The 25,070-nt window shown below is 67.5% G+C and carries 23 protein-coding genes and 1 pseudogene; 15 read left to right on the forward strand and 9 right to left on the reverse strand.

Features of this window, described 5'->3' with window-relative positions:
• Window positions 1-86: 86 nt before the first annotated feature.
• The 5 genes from Q0Z83_RS19440 to Q0Z83_RS19460 all read right to left on the reverse strand — a co-directional run bounded on the left by Q0Z83_RS19440 (window position 87) and on the right by Q0Z83_RS19460 (window position 4,973).
• Window positions 87-512, reverse strand: a complete 426-nt coding sequence (locus Q0Z83_RS19440) for an NUDIX hydrolase (protein WP_317795370.1) — start codon at window positions 510-512, stop codon at window positions 87-89.
• A 243-nt stretch (window positions 513-755) separates the two neighbouring features.
• Entirely contained in the window at window positions 756-1,295 is a 540-nt protein-coding gene (locus tag Q0Z83_RS19445) for a P-loop NTPase family protein (RefSeq protein WP_317795371.1), read from the reverse strand.
• 714 nt (window positions 1,296-2,009) lie between these two features.
• On the reverse strand, window positions 2,010-3,134 hold the full coding sequence (locus tag Q0Z83_RS19450; RefSeq protein ID WP_317795372.1) for a hypothetical protein: 1,125 nt from the start codon (window positions 3,132-3,134) through the stop codon (window positions 2,010-2,012).
• On the reverse strand, window positions 3,131-4,048 hold the full coding sequence (locus tag Q0Z83_RS19455; RefSeq protein ID WP_317795373.1) for a TauD/TfdA dioxygenase family protein: 918 nt from the start codon (window positions 4,046-4,048) through the stop codon (window positions 3,131-3,133). The genes Q0Z83_RS19450 and Q0Z83_RS19455 overlap by 4 nt, the downstream gene beginning before the upstream one ends.
• Window positions 4,049-4,085: 37 nt before the next feature.
• On the reverse strand, window positions 4,086-4,973 hold the full coding sequence (locus Q0Z83_RS19460; RefSeq protein ID WP_317795374.1) for an amino acid--tRNA ligase-related protein: 888 nt from the start codon (window positions 4,971-4,973) through the stop codon (window positions 4,086-4,088).
• A gap of 429 nt (window positions 4,974-5,402) precedes the next feature.
• Between Q0Z83_RS19460 and Q0Z83_RS19465 the strand changes: the two genes are divergently transcribed.
• The 9 genes from Q0Z83_RS19465 to Q0Z83_RS19505 all read left to right on the forward strand — a co-directional run bounded on the left by Q0Z83_RS19465 (window position 5,403) and on the right by Q0Z83_RS19505 (window position 13,682).
• Complete coding sequence (locus Q0Z83_RS19465; RefSeq protein ID WP_317795375.1) at window positions 5,403-5,639, forward strand: hypothetical protein; 237 nt, start codon at window positions 5,403-5,405, stop codon at window positions 5,637-5,639.
• Between the two features lie 217 nt (window positions 5,640-5,856).
• A complete protein-coding gene (locus Q0Z83_RS19470) occupies window positions 5,857-6,840 on the forward strand; it encodes a fatty acid desaturase family protein (RefSeq protein WP_317795376.1) in 984 nt (327 codons plus the stop codon).
• A 108-nt stretch (window positions 6,841-6,948) separates the two neighbouring features.
• Entirely contained in the window at window positions 6,949-8,070 is a 1,122-nt protein-coding gene (locus Q0Z83_RS19475; protein WP_317795377.1) for a glycine amidinotransferase, read from the forward strand.
• Window positions 8,071-8,148: 78 nt separating this feature from the next.
• Window positions 8,149-9,426 (forward strand): JmjC domain-containing protein, encoded by a 1,278-nt coding sequence (locus Q0Z83_RS19480; RefSeq protein WP_317795378.1) that lies wholly within the window; start codon window positions 8,149-8,151, stop codon window positions 9,424-9,426.
• On the forward strand, window positions 9,423-10,268 hold the full coding sequence (locus Q0Z83_RS19485; RefSeq protein ID WP_317795379.1) for a DUF3865 domain-containing protein: 846 nt from the start codon (window positions 9,423-9,425) through the stop codon (window positions 10,266-10,268). The genes Q0Z83_RS19480 and Q0Z83_RS19485 overlap by 4 nt, the downstream gene beginning before the upstream one ends.
• Window positions 10,268-10,693 (forward strand): GFA family protein, encoded by a 426-nt coding sequence (locus Q0Z83_RS19490; RefSeq protein ID WP_317795380.1) that lies wholly within the window; start codon window positions 10,268-10,270, stop codon window positions 10,691-10,693. Before Q0Z83_RS19485 ends, Q0Z83_RS19490 begins: the two co-directional genes overlap by 1 nt.
• A gap of 156 nt (window positions 10,694-10,849) precedes the next feature.
• On the forward strand, window positions 10,850-11,719 hold the full coding sequence (locus Q0Z83_RS19495) for a dimethylarginine dimethylaminohydrolase family protein (RefSeq protein WP_317795381.1): 870 nt from the start codon (window positions 10,850-10,852) through the stop codon (window positions 11,717-11,719).
• A 2-nt stretch (window positions 11,720-11,721) separates the two neighbouring features.
• Complete coding sequence (locus Q0Z83_RS19500; protein WP_317795382.1) at window positions 11,722-13,107, forward strand: cation:proton antiporter; 1,386 nt, start codon at window positions 11,722-11,724, stop codon at window positions 13,105-13,107.
• Window positions 13,108-13,109: 2 nt separating this feature from the next.
• Entirely contained in the window at window positions 13,110-13,682 is a 573-nt protein-coding gene (locus tag Q0Z83_RS19505) for a nitroreductase family protein (protein ID WP_317795383.1), read from the forward strand.
• A gap of 74 nt (window positions 13,683-13,756) precedes the next feature.
• Here Q0Z83_RS19505 and Q0Z83_RS19510 read toward each other — a convergent pair whose 3' ends face one another.
• Window positions 13,757-15,076: a hypothetical protein gene (locus Q0Z83_RS19510; RefSeq protein WP_317795384.1), complete on the reverse strand. Its 1,320-nt coding sequence runs from the start codon at window positions 15,074-15,076 to the stop codon at window positions 13,757-13,759.
• Between the two features lie 686 nt (window positions 15,077-15,762).
• On the opposite strand from Q0Z83_RS19510, the gene Q0Z83_RS19515 reads away from it, so the two are divergent.
• From Q0Z83_RS19515 to Q0Z83_RS19525, 3 genes and pseudogenes are all read left to right on the forward strand, one after another.
• Complete coding sequence (locus Q0Z83_RS19515) at window positions 15,763-17,145, forward strand: helix-turn-helix domain-containing protein (RefSeq protein ID WP_317795385.1); 1,383 nt, start codon at window positions 15,763-15,765, stop codon at window positions 17,143-17,145.
• A 225-nt stretch (window positions 17,146-17,370) separates the two neighbouring features.
• Window positions 17,371-17,898: a DUF6998 domain-containing protein gene (locus tag Q0Z83_RS19520; protein WP_317795386.1), complete on the forward strand. Its 528-nt coding sequence runs from the start codon at window positions 17,371-17,373 to the stop codon at window positions 17,896-17,898.
• A 224-nt stretch (window positions 17,899-18,122) separates the two neighbouring features.
• Window positions 18,123-18,568 (forward strand): annotated as a pseudogene (locus Q0Z83_RS19525) (IS5 family transposase); the annotation flags it as partial.
• 300 nt (window positions 18,569-18,868) lie between these two features.
• Here Q0Z83_RS19525 and Q0Z83_RS19530 read toward each other — a convergent pair.
• Window positions 18,869-19,231, reverse strand: a complete 363-nt coding sequence (locus Q0Z83_RS19530) for a hypothetical protein (protein ID WP_317795387.1) — start codon at window positions 19,229-19,231, stop codon at window positions 18,869-18,871.
• Between the two features lie 15 nt (window positions 19,232-19,246).
• On the opposite strand from Q0Z83_RS19530, the gene Q0Z83_RS19535 reads away from it, so the two are divergent.
• Together Q0Z83_RS19535 and Q0Z83_RS19540 are read left to right on the forward strand one after the other, a co-directional pair.
• Window positions 19,247-19,951: a TetR/AcrR family transcriptional regulator gene (locus Q0Z83_RS19535; RefSeq protein WP_317795388.1), complete on the forward strand. Its 705-nt coding sequence runs from the start codon at window positions 19,247-19,249 to the stop codon at window positions 19,949-19,951.
• A gap of 50 nt (window positions 19,952-20,001) precedes the next feature.
• Window positions 20,002-20,646 carry a hypothetical protein gene (locus tag Q0Z83_RS19540; protein ID WP_317795389.1) on the forward strand — a complete coding sequence of 215 codons (645 nt, stop codon included), beginning with the start codon at window positions 20,002-20,004 and terminating at the stop codon, window positions 20,644-20,646.
• Window positions 20,647-21,052: 406 nt separating this feature from the next.
• Here the strand turns inward: Q0Z83_RS19540 and Q0Z83_RS19545 are convergent, their stop codons facing one another.
• Together Q0Z83_RS19545 and Q0Z83_RS19550 are read right to left on the reverse strand one after the other, a co-directional pair.
• A complete protein-coding gene (locus Q0Z83_RS19545; RefSeq protein WP_317795390.1) occupies window positions 21,053-21,688 on the reverse strand; it encodes a response regulator transcription factor in 636 nt (211 codons plus the stop codon).
• The gene (locus Q0Z83_RS19550; RefSeq protein WP_317795391.1) at window positions 21,685-22,914 is read right to left on the reverse strand and encodes a sensor histidine kinase; all 1,230 of its coding nucleotides are present in this window, start codon (window positions 22,912-22,914) and stop codon (window positions 21,685-21,687) included. The genes Q0Z83_RS19545 and Q0Z83_RS19550 overlap by 4 nt, the downstream gene beginning before the upstream one ends.
• Before the next feature lie 180 nt (window positions 22,915-23,094).
• Between Q0Z83_RS19550 and Q0Z83_RS19555 the strand changes: the two genes are divergently transcribed.
• Complete coding sequence (locus tag Q0Z83_RS19555) at window positions 23,095-25,029, forward strand: hypothetical protein (RefSeq protein WP_317795392.1); 1,935 nt, start codon at window positions 23,095-23,097, stop codon at window positions 25,027-25,029.
• The last annotated feature ends 41 nt before the right edge of the window (window positions 25,030-25,070 follow it).

Raw genomic sequence — 25,070 nt, forward strand, 5'->3', positions numbered from 1 at the left:
GCCGTGTCTCCGGTCTTCGGCTCATCGCGGTCAAGGGCGGTCGTGGTGATGTCACGATCTGGTCGCGGCAGAGCACGATCTGTCTGCTACTGCCATCCGCTGATCTGCAGTCCCCCGCCGTTGCGCCAGACCTCGATGCCGGCGGCGGTGTACGGCACCGTGTTCGATGGCAGCTCGGTGAGCGGCCACCAGCGGATCTCCGCGCACTTGTGCGGCTCGCGGTTGACCGGTTCGCCGTGGCGGCTCGCATCGAACTCGGCCGCGAAGATCAGCGCGATCCGGCCCTGTCCCTCCGGGTTGCGGTGGTGCACGACGCCGGCGAAGCGGGGTTCGTCACCTGCGAGCCGTACCCCGATTTCCTCGAAGGCCTCCCGCCGGATCCCGGTGAGCCCGTCCTCGCCGTATTCCAGCTTGCCGGACGGCACGTTCCACCAGCCGTCGCGGTGTCCGGTGCCGTCGCGCAGCGCCAGCAGAATCCGGTCGCCGTCGGTGAACACCAGGAAAACATCCACCGGATGCTGCGGCGGCAAGCCGGCGGGCTCAGAACGGTGTGGAACGGTCAACGTGCTCTCTCCTCCATCAATCGGGGCACCCGGGGTGATCACGGGCTAGTGTCGTAACGACGCGATGGCCTACTGAACGTGGTTCCGGCGATCTCGGCGGGTACGAAGGAACACCTGGCGGTGTACCCGCCCACTCTGTGATCGGCGAACGTGGATGGCCGTGGCGGCAGGCCGGCCCACAGGACAGATCGCTCACAGTGGGCCGCCGGTGCTGCGGGTGAGCCGGTCGACGTAGCGATCGGCCTGCGCACGGCTGGTCAGATGCACGATCTGATCGCCCCGGAAGTGTTCGTTGATACAGGCCCGGACACGTGGCAGGTGAGTGCGCCGGAACCGGTGGGCCACGTACCAAAGGAAGTCGACGGTGATGCGGTCATGCACGCCGTCGGGGTGCCGTCCGCCCCGGTAACGCCACCGCCGCCGCAGGATCCCCCACAGGCACACCAGCGGCGGCGGATCGACGATGATGACCGTGTCAGCCGCTGCCATCCTCACCGGCATCGACAGCAACGAGTTGCCGTCGATGATCCACCGGTCGCGGGCGACGACCTCGCGCTGCCGGACGGCGTACACATCTTCGGGGACCACCGCCCAGGTGTCGGTGTAGCGCAACGCGTCCAGATAGGTCACCGGGATGCCCAGCAACGGGCCGAGCCGGTTGGCCAGGACGGTTTTCCCGGCTCCGCCGTTGCCGACGATGGCGATGCGCTGTACCGGTGCGGTCTCCTTCATCGGGTGAGGGCGGGCGGCCGAGCATGTCTGCGCTGGCACGGTGGCACCACGACGTCCATCGTTGAGGGCTGCGCTCACCTGATCCGCCCTTCTGCCCACCCGGGGCATCGGCTAATTCCTGCCTGGTGATCAAGCAATGAAGCCAGCGGCCAGCGGCCAGCGGGCGGTCATGTCAATACGAATACCGGAGCGGCCGACATCAGCGGTGTCAGCCAGCCGACGAATTCCGCACATCAGGTAGCACATTCGTTCGAATGAACTACCTGAGCGTGTCGCTTCGAACCGCCTCGCGATTCACCATGCCGACAGGTGCGGTCGGTGCCCGACCGCAGGAGCGCCAGCCCAGAATCAGCACGGGCTGGAGGTGGTGATGCTCTCGACTCCGGAGCTGCCGTCTCGCTACCCGTCGCCGTGATGGAACCGCTCCCATGACCTCTCGCGTGAACGACTCCTGATGCCATCGACTCAAACTGCACCCTCTGGGATGCAGTATTGACAAATGCTCGGTTCCAAACGAAATTTATTCACCATCACATTATTTTGTTTTCCGATAACGCAGTTTCCAAGATTCAAGTCCGCGAAAACATCCCCTCGATCGACCTCGCCGTGGCCGCAGACCTCCGCGATGCCACTCGGATCGCTCATCGCCCTAAATGTCGCTGCAATCCTTTAACGGCGCCTGAACATCTCGGCTGACTCAACTCGGTTAGGAGCTTAATCGACGACACGAAATTGTGTTCCAGCAAATCGGCGCCCATTCACCTGGATTTCAAGGATGAACACTCCGGGCTTTACCGTTGCATTTCCAGTAAGGCGCAGTAAGTGTTTTTTGGTAAGTGTGAGCGGTACGCCGGGTTGGATCGTTGCGCGGCTGAGGAAGTACACCTTTTCGCGGCGCGCTGGTCCCGTCGGGATCGGGGCGATCACGTATGTCACGTGCAGGTCGGCAACGGCTGTTGAAATCAGTTCCGTGCTGAAGGCGAGTGTTTCACCGACGTGCAGAGTGGTGCGCTCGAGGTGCACCGTGCGGACGCCTATCGGTGCCTCGGTGGCGAAGCCGAGGAACTCGTACGCCGGTGACCAGCCCTCCTTCAGCTTCGTCTTCAGGGCCTCGCGAGCGATGAAGGTGAATTCTTGGGGGCTGCTGCGACCGCTCGTCCGCCACTTGGTTAAGAGTGCAAGGGCGATGTCGGGGTCAGTGACGCTGATATCGCGTAGGTGGTTGGCGACGGATTGAGTCACGTATCGGCTGGGGTCAGTGTGCAGCTGAGTCAGGACGTCGGTGGCCACGGTGGCGGGAAGGTCGATCCGGGGTGACCACGGGAGCCTGGGCCGGGTGGACTCGCTGGCGAGTCGGCGTACCCGGTAGTCGTCGTCGCGGGCCCAGCTTCGTACGGCAGTCATCGTTTGTTCGGGGAAGTCGTTGAGGAAGTACCGGACGGCGTCTTCGGCGGAGAAGTAGCAGGTGAAGCGGCGTAGCGCGTCGAGTGAGTGTGTGAGTAGGTCCGTGGTGCGGCAGTAGCGGGCAGTGTATTCGGAGTGTGGGGAGTAGAGGTGCAGTCCGAAGTCGTTGGTGATCCCGGCCGCATCCGGTGTTGGCGGTAGAGAGCGCAGGAGTACGTCGAGGGCCTCCCGGCCTGCCACTGGCAAGTGATCGTGTAGGCCCTTGGCAGCTCGTGCGATTCGCGCTTTGAGCTCCAGGTGCGGCAGATCTGCCATCACATCTGCGGTGAAGGCTTGCGCGTCGAACGCCGGTAGAACGGCGTTCACTTCCTGGCCGATGCGAGCGATGCGCTGGGCGTTGAGCGCTCGCTCCTTAGCCGGTACTTGCGTACTCATGCAGAAACGGTAGTGGTTCTCGCGGAGTCGACAGTGCCCGTTGTCAGCCTTTTCGGTATAACCGCCGAGGGGCCGTGGACGGCAGCGCGAAACAGCAGCCGACGGTGACGGGTGCTGTCGCAGGGTGAGGCGGTATGCAGGACAGCGTGGTTGTCCCAGACGACCACGTCTCCAGGCGCCCACTGATGGCCATAGAGGTAGCGGTCGCTGGTCGTGTGTTTCAGTAGCCTGTCCAGCAGGTCGTCGCTCTCGTGCTGGTTAAGGCCGACGATGCTCTTGACCACCATCGAGCCGAGCAGCAAGGACCGGGCGCCGGTGACCGGGTGCACTGGGGCGAGTGGATGTGTGACCTCGGGCCGGCCTGCGAGCGTTCCGGCTGCCGACGATGACCGGCCTCCCGTAGCCGCCGCTTGCTGTGCGCTGAGTTGCTGAATGGAGTGGACGGCCCGCAGGCTCCCGATTCGGTCTCTTAAGTCTGCGGGGAGGTCGGCATGGGCTTGAGTGGCGTCGGTGAAGCGAGTTTCGCCGCCGTGGGTAGGTGTGATCACCGAGTACAGCAGGGTCGCCAGGGTCAGGCGCGGCTTGAAGGAGTTGTCCGCGTGCCACTCCTCTTCCTGGTCGCCGTCGTAGATGCCGATGCGGGTGCCGTCCTCGACGATGTTGGAGATCGTGGTGATCCCGGGAAAGCCGCTGACCGCGTAGCGGCGGTCGACATCGGTATCGACCGTGCCGAACAGGCTGGCTGCAGCCAGTAGGTCAGCGTGATTGAGGTGCTGTTCAGGGAAGATGAGAACCCGGAATCGGTGCAGAGCGGCAGTGAGGGCGCTGGCCATTGCGAAGGCTTCGGTGCGACTGAGGTCGTGGTTGACCTGGGCTCCGAAGCTGCCGGCCAGCGGGCTGATCGAAAGTTCCATGTGGCGCTGCTCCTGAACGGTCAGGTGGGGCGGCGGACTAGAACTGGGTGGATTGCAGGAAGGGGCTGATGTCGCGAGTGCCTGACGCCGCCGCACAGAGCCGCTCGATGCCGATCCCTAGGCCGACGCTGTTGGCCGGGACTCGGCCGGCGTCGATTGCTTTCCAAGCCAGACGTTGTTCGTCGTCATACAGGCGGACGGCTTGCGCCCGCTCGATGAATGCTGCGCCGTCGGGTTCGTCCTCGTAGCCGTGCACGACCTCGATGCCGTCGATGAGGATCTCGAACCGGTTGAGGACGGCGGTGGTGCCGGGTGTGAGTCGTGCGCAGGGCTCGTCACCCCCGAGGGGGTAGTCAGTGAGCAGCACCGCGGCACCGCGGCTGCGTGTCTCCAGTTCCAGTTCGACGAATTGACCTAGGACGTCTTTGAACGGGGTGGCAGCGTCGGCGTGCAGATGTGTGGCCATCCGCTGCGGGAGGTCTCCGAGCGGTGACCTGCGTAGGTCGACGCCGAACACGTCCTGCACGTGTTGAGCGACGGAAACCCTCTGCAGCGGGTAGCGCAGGTGTTGGCCGATCAGCTGCTCGGCCAACGTGATCAGGTACTCGAAACTCTCGCCGGCGGCGTACAGGTCGAGCATGCTGAACTCGCTCGCGTGCAGGTCGTCGGGTTTGTCGAGCCGGAAGCATGGTCCGATCTCGTACACGCGGGTGTGGTGTTCGAGGTTCACGCGCAGTGCGGGCCCGATCATGGCGCGCAGGAAGCGATCGCCGTGCAGTGTGACCGGCGCCCGACGCCCGGTGCCTAGGTCGGCACGCCGAGCCACGGGGGTAACAACCTGCACGAAGCCGCTGCTGTGCAGGGTCTGGTGAAGGTGGAGCAGCACCTCGGATTTGACACGGATCGGGTCATGCGGCCTGGACATGCGGCTCTCCTTGGTTGGGGTTGGGCCCGCAGGAAGACGCGTTCGGGCCGGCGAGCAGCTGGGTGCCGCCGGATGTCCACACGCTAGCCGCGGGACCGAGCCCGGCAGTAGGCCCGGGCATGGCCGCCGCGCGGCCGTTGGGGGCTGCTACCGACCAGACTGGATCGCATTCCCGCAGGTCAGTGCATGGCGGCGCGCAACGGTACGCAACACTGCGGCGCGTTTGGCGCAACGCTTCAAGCCGTTGCGGCCCCATCTGGCAGCGCCCTAGCGTGATGCTCCAGCCACCCGATGCGATCGATGTCCCGCCTCAATGAGGCTGCTCAGCGATGCCGGGTGGCCCCCGAGCCCGGCGTTCTGCCGCGACTCGGCAGCACCTCCCATCCAGTCACTGCGGCCCACCGTGCCGCACGAACGAGGGAGCACCACATGACCACCATGCCCAAGGCCGGGATGCGGCCCGATGCCGGGCTGAAGGCCGGGATGCGGCCCGATGCCGGGCTGAAGGCCGGGATGCGGCCCGATGCCGGGCTGAAGGCCGGGATGCGGCCCGATGCCGGGCTGAAGGCCGGGATGCGGCCCGATGCCGGGCTGAAGGCCGGGATGCGGCCCGATGCCGGGCTGAAGGCCGGGATGCGGCCCGATGCCGGGCTGAAGGCCGCCTGATCCACCCTCGATGATCGCCCGTCCTATCCCAGGCATGCCCGGTGCTGTTGCAGCAGTCCGCGGTGGCCAGGCACAGCCGGGATGGGACGCGGCGCAGCTCGCACCGGAGAGTTCGTGCTATCTGCTGGGGAGAATCTTGATGGTCAGCGTCACCTCATCGGCTAAGGGAACGCCGTCACGAGGCAGAACGCGCAACGGAACGGGTGCATCGGGGCCGGTGCGCAAGGCGCTCGGCGCCGATCTCATCGGTCGTCTGGAGCGGTTGTGCGGACGGCCGACGGTCGGGCTGTTCGACGTCGCTCAGGACATCGTCGCGGTGGCGGTGACCGCGGTGGCAGGCAGCGTCCTCGGTCATGTGGTCGGTCCGATGCTGGCGGTCTGTTACATCGGAGTACGGCAGCGGCACCTGTCGAACCTGGCCCACGAGTGCGTTCATTCCAAACTCATGGCCACCCGTCGCAGCAACCGTGTCGTGGGCTACCTGCTGACAGGACTGCTCGGCGAGGGTTTCCTGCCCTACCGCAGCAGCCATTACGTGCACCACGCCAAGCTGGGTTCCGACGGTGATCCGATGTTCCAGTCGTACCGGGCCGGCAACATCCACGCCGCGGCACCGTCGCCGAGCCGGTGGTCGTTCATCTGGCGGGTCATCGTGCGTAACGCGATCTGGCGGTTGCCGAAGACGGCGGCACTGACGCTGGTCAGCAAGGACTCGGAGGAGACGTGGCGTGCCCCCGCGGCACGTGGCGCGCTGTGGGTCAGCGCCGCGACGGTGTCCTGGTCTTTCGGCGTGGCGGTCGATTTCCTGCTCTACTGGCTGATCCCGTTGATCTTCGTTCGGCCCGTGGTCACGTGGATCACGGATCTGGGCAACCACGCCGGGCTGATCGAAAACAGCGACCCGCTGCTACAGACCCGGGGCTGGTCGTCGCATCCGCTCACGCGGCACCTGCTCGGCGGTCACCTCGACGACATGTACCACCCGGTGCACCACTGGTGTCCGCAGATTCCCTGGCGCCGGCTTCCCGAAGCCGCGGATCTGGCTGCACGCCACCTGGATCGGTGGAGTGAGGTGCCATGGTGCTCGGGCTACTTCTTCCGGCGCCGGTCCACCCCTGACCAGCCGTGCGTGATCGAGGACATCATCAACCGCCTCGCTGAACCCGCCGTGACGCCGCGCTCCTGCCGCATCGCCGGCTGAACTCACCCACCCATCGCCCGACCGGTAAGCACGCCGTTCGGTCGGCACCTGCTGCTCAGGCACCGGACGAGCAACGATGCCGGCCCGCCGTCGAGGAGGCAATCGCCTATGAAGCAGAACCCGCCCGCGAACAGCTACGACGAATGGTCACGCCTGCGTGAAGTCGTCGTCGGTCGCGCGGACCACTACACCGAGCACCACACCGATTCCTCCTGGATGCTGTTCTACTTCGAGAATGTGGCCCCGGTTCTCGGCGACACCGCCGCAGAGCGTGATCTGCTGTCCATCCCGGCGCAACTGGTCGACGAGCTCAACGAGGACATCGCCGGTCTGGTGGACACCCTCACCGGATGCGGGGTAACCGTCCTGCGGCCGGCAGCTCCCGGCAAGGACGTCGACATCCGCAGCCCGTACTGGGATGCCCGCGCTACGCCGCCGCTCAACGTCCGTGATCAGAGCATCGTCCTGGGCAAGACGATCGTCGAGACCGCCCCGCACATCCGCGCCCGCCTGTTCGAGAATGACCTGCTCAAACCGATTTTCTACCGCTACTACGAGCAGGGCGGCAACTGGCTGAGCATGCCCCGGCCCGCCCTGGCCGCAGGCTCCCTCGACGACGCCTATTTCCGGCGCCGCGGCGTCGATGTATCCACCGCCACCAGCGCCGAGACCGCCCAGCCTATCGACGGTCTCGGCCTGGAGATGGTCTTCGACGGCGCGCAGTGCATCCGGCTGGGCCGCGATGTGCTGGTCAACGTCGCCAACACCAATCACGACCTGGCGTTGCGGTGGCTGCGCGACAACTTCCCACAGCTGTGCTTCCACCGGCTCGACGCGATGGCCGACAACCACATCGACAGCATCATCGTGCCGTTGCGGCCAGGTCTGATGATGCTGCGTTCACCGCAGTACCTGCCCTACCTGCCGCAAGCACTGCGCTCGTGGGATGTCATCTATCCGCCGCCGATGTCCGGGCCCGAACCCGACTACGGCGACTTCGGGTTCGTCATCCCGACCGCCAGCCGCTACATCGACATCAACGTGTTGTCGATCGACGAGACCACCGTCGTCGTCAATTCCCACTACCCCGAGTTGATCCGGGTGCTGGAGCAGCGCGGCTTCACCGTGGCGCCGGTGCGTCACCGGCATCGCCGGCTGTTCGGCGGCGGCTTCCACTGCTTCACCCTCGACACCGTCCGCGACGGCGGCTGCGAGGACTACCTGACCTGATCTGGGCAGGCCCGCCCCGGCCGCCGGTCAGACCGCCGGCCCCATGGATTCGCGCAGCCCGACCGTAAGGAGACCCCCGTGACCAACGCCTGGCCCCCGGGCCGCACGTTCTGGACGACCGAGTTCCCCGAACGCACCAACGACCGCACCACGCCGTTCCTGTTCAAAGGCATCGTGCCGCCCGCAGCGGCGATCGCCGACGACGTACTCGACGGATTCGCCGTGATCCGCCACGCACACACCGCCGACACCGGCATTTCGGCGCACGCCCGCGTCTACGTCGGTGAGGAGCGGCGCGACGACCTGCTGGACCGGGTACTCGCCGCCCCCGCCTGGACCGACGGCGGTTTCGTCACCTGGATGCAGGAGTTAGTCGCCGCCGAGCGGTTCAGCGTGGTCATCAACAACCTGGAAACCATCAGCCCGGCCCTGGCCGCCGGCCTGGGCCACCTGCTCGCCTCGCTGTTCGACGGGTGGGGCGTGCCACTGGGCGGCGCGGAACTGGTGGCGTTCGCCGGCAACTACAGCGGCACCGCTTTCGGGGTCCACGAAGGCTACGAGGACGCCTTCCTGACCCACTACGGTCCGGGCGTCAAGCACTTCTACACCTGGTCGAACGAGGAGTACCAGAAGCTCACCGGCGGCCAGGACCCTCTTTACGGCGACTACCTGTGGTTGCTCGATCACGCCAAGCACTTCGTCCTCGAGCCTGGCGACGCCCTGTTCCTACCCCGGCGGGTCTTCCACGTCGGACGCCAGGACGAATTCTCGGTGTCCATCGCCATGCCGCTCTACACCTACCCGGACGCGGCGATCCTGCGCGCAGCCGTCCTGCCCGACCTGCTGGAGGCCCACCTGACCGGCGGACCAGACACCGAGCTGGGCCAGCCCTCACCGATGACTGAGTTCACCGCGGGGACCACGCCGGTCACCCGGCGACTAACCGCTCTGGCCACCCGGACGCTCAACAGCGCCGGCCGGCACGCTGAACGGGCCGTCGAACGGCACCTGCGGCAGCGGTGGAACACCCTGCTCAGCAACGGCGGCTGGGAGATGGTGCAAGACGACCTGGCCCGCGCCGAGGCAGCCACCGCGTTCGACCCCAACCAGGTCACGGCCGGCGCCACCGTCGCCGTGACCGCCCCCTACCGGCTGATCGTCGACGGCGACCAGGCGTTCCTACGCGGATGCGAGATCACCACGGACCCCGACGTGCTCACCCCCGAGCTGGTCACAGCCGTCAACACCGCGCCGCTCACCCTGCCCGCCGACGACAACGTCCTGACCGCCGTCCGTGCGCTCGGCGCCACCGGCGGCCTGACCGCGACCCCTGCACCGAAGGAGACCTCAGCATGATCACGCTCACCACGCCCGCCACCTTCTCGCTGGTCGACGGCTACCTCGACGACCATCCCGACACCCGTCGCTACCTGCACGCCACCCTTCTCGGCGAGCAGACCTCCGGCAACGATCTGGTCGACCAGCACCTCGCCCCGATGATCGATGCCGTGTATCGGCAGATCCGCGACCTGGTCGACCCGGACACGCTCACCGCAGCCCAGGCGCGGATGTACATCGCCGAGCTGGCCGTCTTCGCCCGCTACAACGCCCAATTCCTCCGGCTGGCCGCCGACACCGTGGCCGGCTTCTCCCCGGAACTGGCCCACGAACTGCGCCGCAACTACCTGGAGGAAGGTGGCGAACGCGGCAAGGTCCCCGCCCACTACATCCTCTACACCAACGCCCTGCTCAAAGACCTCGACCTGATGGTGAACGGCCACGTCCCCGCAGCGGAGACCGCCACTCTCGTGCTGCTGCACCAGGTACTGGTCAACTCGCACATGCCCAGCGTGATCGCCGGCGGCTACTACGCCACCGAAGGCGTCGCGATCGCCGAGACCGAGATCCTGCGCGACATCACCAACCGCTACGGCCAGCTGACCCGCCAGTCCAGCGGCGCCGACCTGCCGGCCCTGGACTACTACTACCGGCTGCACCTCGACGACGACCACGAGGCCGCCCAGGTCGGCGGTCTGAGCGTGGAGGCCGCCCACATCGAAGGCCTCGCCCAGTTCATCCGCAAGAGCGACCTCTACGGCTTCGACCTGCCGCAAGCCGTCGAAGGTTTCCTACAGATCCTCACCGCGATGACACACTGGTGGACCCAATTGGCCTACCGTGCGAAGGATCTCAACTGATGTCCGATACCCGCGCCGACGTCGACGTCTGGACCGGCGGCTGCCTCTGCCAGAACATCCGCTTCCAGGTCACCGGCGAACCGGACTACCCCCACGTGTGCTCCTGCCAGCACTGCCAGAAACGTGGCGGCGGTCCCATGCAGTCCTGGGTCGGCTACCCGCTGGAGGGCCTGCGCTGGATCGGTGACGGCGGCGAGCCGACCTGGTACGACACGTTCCCCGGCGAAACCAAACGAGGCTTCTGCCCCACATGCGGCAGCCACATCGCCGCCTTCGACTACGGCGACAGCACGATCGGCATCAACCTCACCGCCCTCGACCAGCAAGACGACCCGCGCTTGGTTCCGGTCAACCAGTCGTTCCGCGGCGACGCGGTGCCGTGGCTCGCCCAGGTGCCCGACACCCAGCACAGCACCACCAGCTGAACCACCCGGGGGATGGTAGGCCACAGCCGACGCTGGCCTGCCATCCCCCGGGAACCGCTGGTGAAGACACCGTGCCGAGCTGCCTCCGCCGTACCACCAGCCCACCTTTAACAGGGGAACCCGGCCCCGAACCGGCACCACCTGGAGGCACCCACCATGTCCCTCACCGTGCACGCCACCACCGAATACGGAACCCTGCACCGTGTTGCGATGCGCTACGCCGGCGACCTCACCCCCGACGTGGACAGCCCCGACATCCACCCCGTCCTCGCCCGGCAGAAAACCACCAGCCGGTGGGCGCCGTACACGCCGGCGAAGGTCCGCGAACAGCAGCACGCGTTGATCACGGTGCTGCGCGAACGCGGCACCGACGTCGTCCTGCTCGCCGACGCTTCCGGCTGCACGACCCAGCACTACCCTCGCGACATCGGCTTCGTCATCGACAACGTCCTGTTCGCCGCCCGCCTGAACTCCACCCACCGCCTACCCGAAACCACAGCCCTCAACGACCCCGCAACAGCAATCCCGACCCCCGCCATGCTTAGCACGGGCACCATCGAGGGCGGCGACGTCATGCTGCACGACCGATGCGTGCTGGTCGGCTTGAGCGAGGAAACCTCCCGCGACGGCATCACCGCGCTGCAGACCGCCCTCGGTGAGCACCACATCGACCGCGAGGTGGTACCGGTCCAATTCGCCACCGGCGGCATCGTCCACCTCGACGACCACTTCAACATCGTCGCCCCGGGCACCGCCCTGATCCACCGCAGCGTGTTCCCCGCCCAGCAGATCAGCTGGTTCGCCAGCCGCTTCGACCTGATCGACGTCACCGACGAAGAAGCACTCGCCGTACAGGTCAACGTCCTGCCGATCGCCCCCGGCCTCATTGTGGCCACGGACGGCAACGACCGCATCACCGCGGAACTGACCGCCCGCGGCATCGAGGTGATCCACGTCGACTACTCCGAAGTGACCCGCATCCCCGGCTCACTGCGCTGCACCACCCTGCCGCTGCTGCGCACCTGAGAGTGCGCGCCGACATCACCGCAGGCGTCGCAGCCGCCGACCGATCGCCCGACACCGCGGCCTGCCGCTGCTCGACGACGCAACCACCCGTGCCTCTGGGAGGTCTCGTGCTGCCCACACATCCGATGCTGTCCGTACTGCTTGCCGTGCCGGCCGTGATGCTGGCCTGCCACGCCGGGGGCTGGGCCCTCCGCCGACTCGGCCAACCAGCCGTCATCGGCGAAATCCTCGCCGGCATCATGCTCGGCCCCACCCTGCTCGGCTGGCTCGCCCCCGACCTGCAACACCACCTGCTGCCGCCCACCGCACTGCCGATCCTCTCGGCGCTGGGCACCCTCGCGCTGCTGACCTTCCTCTTTCTGATCGGCGCCGAACTCGACCTGAGCGCTCTACGCGACGCCAAATCCGCCGTCATCAGCGTCAGCCTCACCAGCGTCCTGGCACCACTGGCCCTCGGCGCCGGACTCGCCTGGGCGATGTACCCGCACCTGGCCCCGGACAGTGTCGGCCGGCTGCCATTCATTCTGTTCATCGCCGTGGCATTGAGCATCACCGCGTTCCCCGTGCTCGCCCGCATCCTGGCAGACCGAGGCCTAGAGAACACCCACCTCGGCGCCTTCGTCATGGCCTGCGCCGCAGCCAACGACGCGATCGCCTGGTGCCTGCTCACCGCCGTCATCGCCCTGGTCGTCACCGCCACCCCGCTGGCGGCCCTCACCGCGGCTGGCTTGACCGCGGCCCTAGCAACCACGCTCATCCTGCTTCGCCCGCTGCTGCACAAGCTGCTCAACCGTGCGGCCCGCACCTCCGACGACCTTGTCCTGGTCATGATGTGCGCCGGACTGTTGCTCACTGCCTACGCCACCGACCGCATCGGCGTACACCCGGCGCTCGGCGCGTTCCTGTTCGGCGCGAACATCCCGCGCGGACTTCCGTCCATCGAGCGCAGCACCGCTCGTCTCCGCGCCGTGTTCGTTCCCGTGCTGCTGCCCCTCTATTTCGCCGACATCGGCCTGCATACCAACCTCGTTGACGTGCCGTCCGGACAATGGGGCTGGGCTCTGGCCATCGTCTGCGTCGCCGTCCTCGGCAAGTGGGGCGGTGCGGCCGCCGCCGCCCGACTCACCGGAGCCGACTGGCGACGCGCCGCAGCCATCGGCACCCTCATGAATTGCCGCGGCGTGACCGAACTCGTCGTACTCGGCATCGGACGCCAGATCGGCATCATCACCCCCGACCTGTTCAGCCTCCTGGTCCTCATGACCGTCGTGACCACCGCCGCCACCAGCCCCGTTCTCAGCCGCCTCGGCGACGAGATCGCAGCACCACACCGACCGCAACCCCATCGCGGAATCCGCTCTATGGCCCGCAACACCCGGAAGGGGTAACGATGACGGCTGACCCGGTCCTCGAAGCGATCCTCACCCGCCGCAGTTGTGTACGGCTCACCGGCCCGGCCCCGGACCGCGACGATCTGATCGACCTCATCCAGGCCTCAGCCACCGCACCAGATCACGGCCTGATCCGTCCATGGCGCCTGATCATCCTGGAAGGCGACGACCGACAGGTCCTGGGTAAGGCGATGCGTGACGCTGCAGCAGACCCCGAACAAGGCGACCGTGCCGCCACCAGGCCGCTGCGAGCTCCCCTGTTGCTGTCGATCGTCTTCTGCCCCGAACGCGACCACCCGACCGTACGAGAGTGGGAACAGTTGGCGGCGGTGGCAGGGATGGCGCAGACCCTCCAAATCCTCCTACACAGCCGAGGGTGGGGCACCATATGGCGCACCGGATCCATCGTCGAGGCACCCCAGGTCCGCGAATACCTCGAACTCACCGCGACTGAACAGCTTCTCGGCTGGCTGTACATCGGTACCTCGCCAACGGGTGCGCCCATCCCCGTGCGCAAGCCCGTCGATGTCGTTTCTCGAATCAGCCGGCCCCGCCACGCCGCGCGGGTATGACGCAAGGTGAGATCGGTGACATGCTGCAAGCCGTGATGTGAGGACTAGGGATCACTCGGCGAGAAGCCCGAGACTCAGAAGTCGTGTAGTTGCTGGCCTTCGGCAGCGCGGGAGAGCCGGTCCGCCAGGCGCCGGCTTTTCAGGTGCCGTGACGCTTCGACCGCGCGCTTCATCAGCACCATGCGCTCACTGTCGTCGCCGCGTAGCCGAGCGAGCTCCGCGCCGGTAATCAACAACTCGACGTTGTCGCGAGTACGCTCCGCCGGCATGTTGAGGGCGGCGTGCAGGGCGTGGGTTCCCGGTGCTGCCAGACCTGCCATGGCCAGCGCCCAGGCGGCCTGACTTTCCAGTTCGGGCCGATCGAGCCAGCTAAGCCACCGAGGACCAGCCCCGATGCTGGCACGCTCAAATGCCTCTCGTGCCCGTGCCACGGCGACCAGGGTCTGCTCGGGATCGTCGTTCAGCGCCCACGCCCTGGCCTCTGTGACAGCCGCATACGCCCGCACCAAGGCGGGGGCGCTCGCGGCCGCGAAGACCGCGCTGCGGGCATGAGTGAGGACATCCGACCGGGCATCCTGTGCGGCAGCAAGTCGGGCTTGATGGATATAACCGCGAGCCAGCCGGCCCCGGTCACCTATCGCCTGCGCCATCCGGATCGCTTGCAAGTCGTAACGCATAGCCAGGCCGGGAAGCTGATCGTCGTAGGCCATGCTCGCTAAAGCCAGAACAGCGTCGGCGACGCTGCCGTAGAGCCATTGACCTCGCCGAGCCGAGAACGCTCCATGCAGGAGCGGTGTCGCATGCGTGTCCAGAAACGCCGCGAAAACCCCCCGGAACCGGCCCCCGCCATGGCGCGCATCCTGTCGCCCGTACAGATCGGTGTGAGCCTCCAGCAGCTCGATATCAGCCTCCAGCACCCGGCGATGCCCGTGTCCTTGTGTGCTGGCGTCGGGACCCATGACGAGAGCCTGATGAAGAACCGGCGCGTGCGTGTCACCGAAAGACATCTTCCGAACAGCCATCCGCCCGGACACGGAGTCGAGTTGCCACAGCTTCGGAAGAACCCTGACGGCATGGCGAAGGTCTTCGTACCTCAGAGCGTCAGCGGCGACGTCCATTTCTTCGCTCGGCCATCCCAAGCTCTCCGGGCTAATCCGCCGGCGCATTGCGGCTGACAACACGAAGCACGCCGGGTCCGCCAGGTCGGGGCCGGGGACCGCGTTGTCGCACCATCGCGAAACTGTGCTGGTACTCACCGCTCGCGGCGTGCCGTTTACCAGGCAGCGCTCCCGAATCCTTTGAGCGAACCCTGAGACCGACCAGTTGAGCTCGACCAGCAGGGCGCACAGGGCGTCGTTGCGACTGTTCCCGCTCGATTGCCGGGCGCGTTGCATCACATCACTCCCGTCTGTGTCTATGGCAGTTGACCGCCATACCTTCTGCCTGCCGCGCGCTGCCGTCCGGGCGGCCAGTTGTGCGCGTAGCTCATGCTGCCGCCCCTTCAGATCGGCGAGAACCTACTTCAACTGGCAGCCGTCGACCTGAGCAGCTCCCATAAGTCCATTTCGTACACGCTTCGCTCGCCGTGATGGTCGCGGGCAGCCGGAGACGTCGCGATAGGTGGTACACGCTGGCTCTACTTCCGGTCTGCGCTGAGGAGTTCGGTGTGCGAGCAGTACCTCTTGTCGTACTGGTCGACGATTCGGCCCTCGTCAGAGATCACGTAGAGACGCGCTGCACTTCATCGCTGATCTCTTGGCTACAGGAGGCGGAGGCAACTGTCGGTCAATGAGCCGGCAACCTGGTACAAGGGCCACGATGACCCGTTTTGGGGTCTAGTGGAAGGGCGGCAGCAGCCGCGCGAACGCGTCGACCAGATCGTTGTTGACGTCCTGCACGAGTTCGATATCGACGTCGGTGGTCATGGGACGCTCCATCCAGGAATGAGAGAGAGGTTCTGGTCGAGACGGCATGTGGTGCGTCCCGGTTGATGTATCCAGCGTCATCGCACGACGGTGAGTTGAGAAGCCCTCCGGTGTTGCGGCAACATCGACGACATCAGATCGAAGGGGGTGGCCGGATGGACGCCGACAGCGACGCCGTACGCCACGTCTTCGGCGTGGCCCTACACCACCTGCGTACCGAGGCAGGGCTGAGCCTGCGCGCTCTAGCCGTGCAAGCCCGCTACGACCACACCCGGCTGAGCCGCGCCGAACACGGCGAGCACCTGCCAGCCGCCGACTGGGTCAAGGACATCGACACCGCCCTGCACGCCGGCGGTCTGCTGACGCTGCTGCGCTCCCTCGCCCCCGCTTCACTGTCGACTCCGAAAGGACCTACGGCCCTACCTCTAGCTGACCTTCGGGTAGATGATGGCCCCAGCGATAGCGTGACCTTACAGATGCACACACCGGACGGAAGGACGGTGCAGGTGAAGCTGTCCCGGCGCCAGCTCGGCGAACTCATGGCCGGTGGTCTGCTGCACACGATGCTGCCCGCAGGCGTCACCGACCCGGACCAGGCCGACCGCGTCGCCAAGGTGATCGCCGAAGAACACCCGGTCGATCCGGAGGTTCTCTCCTACTTCGACCGGCTGCTGACCGAGCACTTCACCGCGGACAAGATGATCGGCCCCCGGCAGTTGCTAGGCACAACGCTCGCGCAGGTCCGGGTCCTCGATCAACTCCGGCGCACCGCATCACCCGACACCACCGAGCCTCTTCTGCGGCTACTCGCGCAGTACGGCGAGTTCGCCGGCTGGCTCCAGCAAGATCTCGGCGATACCACGGCCGCCCGGCACTGGTCGGACCGTGCGAGCGGATGGGCACAAGCCGCAGGCGACTACACCATGGTCGCGTACCTGATGATCCGCAAATCCAACATCGCGCTGCTGGACAACGACGCACGCGAGGTGATCGAACTAGCGGCCGGCGCCCGCAAGGTACCCGGCGCGACCAACCCTCGTCTCCACGCCCTCGCCGCCCAACAGCAAGCCCGCGGCTGGGCACTCTACGGCGACGCCACCCGCTTCCAGCAACACATCGAGGGCGCCGCCACCCTATTAGGTCACCACCCCGCCGACCACGACCCAAACGCACCGGTCTACCTGCACCAATACAACCTCGACGTGCTGCAGGAACAATCCGCTGGCGGCTACCGCGACTGCGGGCAGGCAGCAACAGCCGTCCGCATCCTCGAAAACAAGATCACGGCGACCGGCGAGCACCTACGCCGCGACCAAGGACACCTGCTGGCCAAACTCGCCAACACCGTGCTCGCCACGAAAGACCCGGAACCAGACCGAGCTGTCGCACTGGGCATCCGCAGCGCCATGGCCGCACAGCTCACCGGCTCAGCACGCATCACCAAAGAGCTACACACGCTGAACAACCTGCTGGCCGCCCGTTTCCCAACAACACCGGGCCGACGTGAGCTTCATGACGCGGTCGTCGCGCTCGGCTGACCGCACGCTGCCGGTCCGCACCGCGACGCACGACCGCGACGCTAACGACATGTAGGGGGCCCATCCCAGCCCCGGCCGACCACCAGCGACATAGAAGCGGGGTTATTCGGGGACAAGATCAATTCACTCAACTGCCGTAGACAAGGCGCGGCCGAGGGCGCCAAACGCGAACGGGGAGCGAAGGGCTACCTGCCGGGTGGCGGCGTCGAGCGGTACCGTCGGCCGATGAACGGCAGGTTGGCGGACTTGGCGAGTCTGCTTCGGGACCGCGATGAGATCGAGCGGCGGATCGCCGGGATCACCGGGCGGTCCGCTCGGCAGGGCGATATCGGAGAGTTCATCGCGGCGCATGTGTTCGACATCGAGCTCACGTCGACGACGGTCGAGGCCGGCTACGACGGATGGTTCCGTTCCGGCCCGCTCGAGGGCCGCACAGTGAACGTCAAGACGTACGGCAGCGCGGCCGCTGGTATCGACATCAGCTCGCACGCTTGCGACTACTACCTCGTCCTGACCGGCCCACCGAAGCCGACCGGCCCCGTGCAGCACCACCGCTGGTCGATTTCGGCGATCTATCTGTTCGAAACGCAGCGGCTGCTCGCTGAGTTCATCAGCCGTGGCGTCAGGATCGGAGTCGCGACCAGTCTGCGGGCCGGGGACCTGGCGGCAGCCCAGCTCTATCCCGTGCATGGCGCGCACGCCCTACTGAACCTGACCGCGGAACAGCGGGAAGGGCTAGCACGATTCGCGTGAGGAACAACGCCATCATGGACACGATGCCCTCGGGTCGTGCCCCTCCGACCTAAACGAACCAGACAACCCCGCTGCACAACGACCTGTCGCATCCGCCCCGTCCGGATAACGCGATTGATGCCACCGTATCGGGCAGTCGCCGTTGGGCATCTCAGCTCATCCAGATCTATCCATTTGCCTACGACTCGATCCCGCCAGCACCTGAGCGTGATCTCAGCGTAGCGGTGAGGAGGCGGCATGACCTGACCGACCGGCAGTGGGCCGTGCCAGCCACGCTCCTGCCTGCCGCGTCCATGACTGGTCGTCCGCCGAAGTGGGACAAACGACAGCTTATCGACGCGATTCGGTGGCGGATCCGGATGGGCACGCCGTGGCATGACGTCCCTGCCGTGTACCCGTCCTGGCAGACGGTCTACGGCCTGTTCCGCCGTTGGCAACGCGACGGCACCTGGGACCGGATCCTCGCGGCACTGAAGGCCGCCGCCGATGCCAACGGCCGGATCGTCTGGACGGTCAGCGTCGATTCGACGATCAGCCGCGCCCACCAGCACGCCGCCGGCGCCCGCACCAACGGCCACCTGCAGAAAGAGCTACCCGGCGGCGTCCACGACGAACCCGCCGACCATGCACGCTCGGCCGCTCCCGCGGCGGTTTGACGACCAAGACACACCCGCCGGCTCGGCGCGACCGAGGGACTGAGTCGAAAATAGTCGTCTGTCGACGGGGGCCAGGACAGCTTGGTAGCCAAGTTGTTGGAGCTGGTTTACGAGGCGGCCGGCTTGTTTCGACTCAGTCCCCACGTCACAGGTAGGCCGTGTTTCATAGCGGCGTCGATGTTGCGGTACGGCTGTAATCGATAGCTGAAGAGGCCTGTCGCGGTTGAACTCGACCCGCGCAGTCCCGGGGCAGCCGCCCCGGCGGGGCGGCTGCCTGCTCACTCGGTGTGCGCCTGCCGCTTTCCCGCGAGAAATCAGGCCAGGTGGGCTTGGGCTTCGGCCGCTGTTGGATAGGCCGGGACTGGGCGTGCCAACAACGCGGCTAGCACTGCGGAAACGGCGGCGCCCAGCAGGCTCGGGGCTCCCAGAGTGCCGTCCACCGCGTAGGAGAAGGTGGAGACGATGAGCACCCCCGCCGCGTAAGCGAATGTAATCGGCAAAGCGGCGGCAGCCGCTCTTGCCGGGAGCGACGCGGCCAGCGCGAGCGCCGCGCAGAGGATCAGGTCGGGGATCAGGAACATGTTGTCCGATCGCCAGGAGTCGTGCGCGAAGAGGAAGACGAACGTGCTGATGCTGAGTGTGGCCGCGGCCAGGCGGCCTACCAGGAGAACTCGCATGTCTACACTGTAGACATGACTGGCGACGCCTGTCTACGGCGTAGACTTCGCGCCGTGCCGAAACGTTCGCTGAGCCCTGATGCCATCGCCGCTGCCGCGCTTGCGCTCGGGGACCGGGATGGGCAGGCGGCGATGTCCATGCGGCGGATCGCGGCTGAGCTCGGGTGCGATCCGATGGCGATCTACCGGCACTTCCCGAATCGTGAGGCGCTGCTCGACGCGGTCGCCGACCTGGCCCTGGCCGGCGTCGTCACCGACCAGAGCGCAGGCGCGGGGCCGGGCGAGGGCTCGGGATTCGGGTGGGAAGGGCGACTCACCACTCTGCTCAGTGATGTCCGCGAGGCGGCATTGCGGCATCCGGGGATCGCCGGGCATATCGCGTCCCGGCCGCCGCTCGGGGTCAACGGGCTCCGGCTTCATGGGGTGCTCGACGAAGCGCTGGTGGCCGCCGGGCTCAGCCGAGCCGACGTGGTGAAGGCTACGCAGGCGCTGATCGCCTATCTGGCCGCAGCGCTCGCAATGGCGGTGCGGGCCGGCGAGCGGGACGAGCGCTGGCACCAGGTGAGCGAGGCGCTCGGGCACAAGACGGACAGCGGGGCTCCTGACCGCGAGGTAGATAGCGCACACCTGCCGATTGTCGGGTCGGCAGAGCAGTTCGCGTTCGGGCTACGGCTCCTGGTCAATGGGATCCGGGTCGAAGGACAGCGAAACAGCGTCTGATACAAACGCCCGCGCGTGTGCTGACACCCCGAGACTGATAGGCAGTGCGAATGAACGACCGGGAACTACTCGACCGCATCGAGGGCACGCCGTGGATCGAGGACCTGCTGGGACGCTTCGATTTCGAGCTCTATCGCCGCGACTACGGACCCGTCGAGCCGGTGGCGCTGGCCGGTGGTGAGCCGCTGGAGATGATCGCCGGGGATGGCTCGGGCGGAGCGTTTCTTCTGGCCGGAAGCGGTCCACAACGGCCGATGTTGTACGTCGGCTCGGAAGGCGAAGGTGGTCTTGTCGCCACCGGGCTGCGGGACGGACTGGCCCTGATCATCGGAGTATCGAGCCTCCACGACGCCACGGCTTTCCCGGTCGACGAGGACGAGGGACGCAAGCTGCGGGACTGGCTCGCGACAGCCGACGCGGAGATCCGCGAGGACTGGCCTGAGCTGAATGCGGACCGCACCCGGTTGCGGGCCGCCCTCGACTTGCGACAGGTCGACGACACTCTGCTGCGATCCCTGCACGAGGCCGCCGCCGATCTGCGATACCGCCCCTTCAACGAGGAAGGACTGCCCTACCGTTCGATGCTGAGCTGGCTGGACGAGCCCTGGCACGGCCCGGACCGCCCGATCACCGCCACCGCAGCGGTGCCCGCCCGCGCGGACGAGCAGCTCCCCGGCCAGTCCTCTCTCTTCTGAATCCGCCTAGCCCGGCGGGTGGCGTGTACTCCTCAGCCGGCGGGTCATCGCAAGCATCAGAGCGCGCCCGGCGGTGGCACACGCATCAACGACCACGGGGAGCTGGTCCGCTACCTCAACCAAAGGTCGCGCCGATGCGATCCACACATCAGACTCACCGCGCCGGCTGGTGTCGTGGCTGATGATCAAACCCGCAGCAATTGGACGATCTCCTGGCCTCCTGCGCTCACCTGACCGTCCTTGCCGAGCGCGTGCAGCAGTTCGCCGACCTTCTCACCGGCCGCCACGGCGACGACCCAGCAGCCGACGCAATTGGCAGCGGCCTGCCACCGGATCCGGCATCTGGCTGCGACTCTGGCACCAGCGGCTCCGTCAAGGTGGGGCGAACAGGGAGCCGGCGCGGCACTCACGATGCCCCGTCTCGGGGCGAGCCCGCGGGTCGGCCGTGGGGGTCGTACTCGTGCACCAGTCTGCGTACGTCGTCGACCGGCTCGTCGATGGCCGCCCACTTGGCTCGGATCCGGGTCAGGTACGACCGTACGGTGGGGATGGTCACGCCCATCCGCCGTGCGGTGGCCGCGAGGGTGCTGCCCGTGCCGTACAGGTAGAGTGCCCGCGCCTCCTGGGGCGACAGTTCGGGCGGGTCGTCATTGATGATGCTCATCAGCTCGGCGGTCAGTGCCAGTTGGCCGTCGTGACCGCCGCGCACGGCCTCGGCCAGCTTGGCCGCGTCGTCGTCCTTGATGAGATATCCGCTGGCCCCCGCCCGGATCGTGGACCGTACATGGTGCCGATCCCCGTGCACCGAGAAGACGATCACCCGCACGCCGGTGCGCCGCAGCACCGAGACGTTGGCCGCCGGATCGGTGCCGTCCTCGAGTCGTAGGTCCAGCAGGACGACATCGGTCGGAGGGGCTGCGGCGAGGTGCTCGCTCATGCTGGTGGCGCTGTGCACCAGTTCGATGTCGTCGCTTTCCGCCAGCAGCGCCCGCAGCCCGGCGGCCACCAGCTTGTCGTTGTCGACGACCGCCACCCGGATCATGCCGGCCACCACAGGTCGACCCGGGTGCCCTGGCCGGGATGGCTGTCCACACCGGCGCTCCCGCCGACCTCGGTCATCCGGGCGGTGATCGAGTGCCGGATGCCGTACCCCGGTGGGGTCTGCTCCGGGTCGAAGCCGTTGCCCTGGTCGACCACCGCCACCGTGACCGTCCCGCTGTGTTGCCGGTCGGTCAGGGCGGTCAGCCGGACCCGGTTGGTGCCGGCATGGTGGGCGACGTTGGCCAATGCCTCACCGGCCGCGTGCCGGAAGGCGTGCAGCACCTCCGGCGGCAGCGTGTCCGGCAGGTTGGCGAAGTGGTACTCCACCCGCAGGCCGGCGGTGGCGATGTCGTTGCCGGCCTCGATCAGGGCCAGCGACAGCTCGGTCAGGGTGCCGTCGGGGTGGTCCGGGGTGGCGCCGCGCAGCACGTTCGCGCTGATCGCGGCCTGCTGACGGACCCGTGGGTCGGGATGTCCGGCCGGTCCGGGCCCGGCGACCGCGGTCAGCAGCCGCAACGGACCGTCGTGCAGGGCCCGGTGGCGGCGCACCTGTTCGTGGAACTGACGCACCCGCTCCTCGGCCTGACTACGCCGGGCCGCGAGCCGCTCCCGGGCGACGATCACCTGCTCGGTGGCCACGTCCACGGCCGCCGCCAGGGCGCGCAGCCGGCGCATGAACAGGCAGCAGCAGGCGGCCGTGACGACCTGCCAGCCGATCACGTTGAGCACCGAGGTCACATCGATGTCGTCGGGGGCGGCGCGTTCGGCCACGGCGAACCCGATCGCCAGGGTCAGGCAGCCGGCGACCGTCCCGGTCCACGACGCAGTGGCCAGGGCCACTGCCACCGCCGCCGAGACGGCGACCGGTTCGAAGTCGGGCACCGCCACCGTCGCGAACGCCGCGTCGCTCAGGCCCCACGGCAGAACGGCCACCGCCACCGCGGTGACCGCGATGTCCCCGGCCAGCACCGAGCGCGGGATCGGGGCGCGCACCGCCACCGTGGGCAGGAACACGACGTTCCACAGTGCCACGACGCTGTAGGTGGCCGCGGCCAGGGTGGGGTCGGTGAATCCGCTGGCCCGGGCCAACGACACGATACTCAGGACGACCATCCCCAGGGTGCCGACGCGGGACAGCAAGATCACCCCTGTGGTGATCGCCCGGATCCGCTGATGCAGGTCGACCACCCGGGGAAGCACGGCGTCGTCGCCCGGATCGGCGTTCACGACCGCAGCATGCCACGCGCTCACGGCGTGGTCCATGCCGCACCGATGCGGCATAGACGTCCCTACATGGACCGTCCAGGCTTGTCGGTAGGGACTGACTTACCCGCTGCGCCGGCGAAGGTCCACGCCGGGCCCGGTGCAGCAACGGCATTCGACCACACCAGCGAGAGGAGTACGGCTGTGCCGTCGCCGAGTGAAGGACCCCGTCTGCTCTCGCTGGCCGCCACGATCGCCCATCGGACGGTCCTGGCGATCGAGCGCGGTGAGGGCGGCACCAGCACCGACGGCGCGTTTGTCGTGCAAGTGATCGCGTTCGTCCGGCACGGCGCTGATCTCGGCGTACTCGATGAGATCTTGATTGCCACCCGAGACCGGCTCACCCGGCCGGGCCGTGGTCACGCCGATCGCATCCGATCCATCCTGGATTGGATCGAACTGATCTACCCGGTGCTGCTCGCCGGACATCCCGTTCCGGCGCGGCTCGACGCTCTGCCGGCCGCACCGGACCCGGGACCCGAAGCAGATGCGGCACGCCGGGAGGCACTCGGTGAGGCGGCGTTCCGGCAGATGGCCGCCGCCCAGCGCCGGGGGGACGGCGACCAGGAACTCGCGTGGCAGCGGCTGGCGCACGAGAACGGACACCCGCTGGCCGTAGCAGTCTCCGTCCGACGGCGCCCGATGGTCGACCTGTCCGTTCGCGGCCGCGATCCCCGGATCGCGGCGCTGCTGAACGGGAGCGGGGTCGCCGCCGGCTATCTGTACCTGGGCCGGTGGAAGAGGGCAGTGGTGGCGCTGGTGGCGACCACCCTGGTGCTCTGGTTCGCGGCCGCGCACAGCGCCTCGCAGAGTCCCGGTTTCTGGGTCACGGTCGCTGTGCTCGGCGTCGGCGCCACGACCTTCGACGCCTGGCGGTTGGCCCGGCCGCCGCACGCCGCGGCGGTCCGCGGCCGGCTGCCACGCCGGCCGCTGGCGACCGCGGCGACGCTGGCGCTGCTGATCGTCGCCGGGTTTGTCGGCTACCAGGCGGCCGGCCGGTCGGCCCTGGCCGACGCGCGCGCCGCCCACGCGGCGGGTGACTGTCCGGCGGCGTTGGCCGAGTACGCGAGCGTCCAGGCCCGCTATGAGCTCACCCTCACCTCCGTCACCGCCGACGCTCGCGCGGACCAGCGTGAGTGCCGGGACCTGTTGGCCGCCGAGGCCTACTCGGAGCCCGAGGACTTCGATGCGCAGCTGAGCAGATATCCGAACGGGTTGCTGCTCGCGCGGGCTCGAGCCGGTCGCGCGGAGGCGTATCTGCAGCGCGGCAGGACTTTCCACACGATGGCGGACGACCAGACAGACGGAGCCCGGGCGGCGGAACTGCGACGCAAAGCCGTCGCCGACCTCCAAGAGGTCCTCACCGACCATCCGGGCACCGCCCAGGCCGCCGCGGTCCCGTCCGATCTCGAGACGGCCTACGCCTCGGTGATCGCGAAAGCTCAGGGCCAGCCGTGCCGCGTACTCGATGAGCTGACCTACCTGGGCACGGTGTCGCTGCCGGAGGCGAAGGCGGGAGCCGCACGGGCCCGCGCCGCCCATCCCGATGCGCTGTACGACTGCGGGCTGAAAGAGATCGCCGCCGGCGAGTACGACGCGGCCATCGGGCATCTGGACTCGTTCATCACCGACTACCCGCGTGACGCCCGGGTCGGGCAGGCCCGGCAGAAGCGGATCGCCGCCGAGGTCGCCAAGATCACGGCCGGCGAGACCGGAGACATCGCCCCGCTGGAACGCACCGGCTCCGGCCCGTCCGGCACTGCCATCGTGGAGGTGGTCAACGACTCGCCGTACGCACTGGAGATCCTGTACAGCGGACCGGTCGCCGACCGGCTCACGATCCCGGCCTGCGCTTCCTGCCAGGTGCGCACGACGACGCCCCTGCTCGGTGGATACTTCGGCACGACGTGCGGCGGCACCGGTGTGCCCGCCAGGACCGTACGGCTCAAGCCCGGCAGCTATCAGGTCGTCGTCCAGACCTCCGCGAGCGGCGGCCCGAGGCCGTACTCCGGGTCGTGGAAGCTGTCGGGCGGCGCCCGCTACGACAACTGCTACTACGCCAGCCGCACCTTCGGCTGAAGCATGCCTTGACGCAACGTCGCAAGCGGGCGGCCGACGAA

This window comes from Actinoplanes sichuanensis (genome assembly GCF_033097365.1).
GTDB classification, from domain to species: Bacteria; Actinomycetota; Actinomycetes; order Mycobacteriales; family Micromonosporaceae; genus Actinoplanes; species Actinoplanes sichuanensis.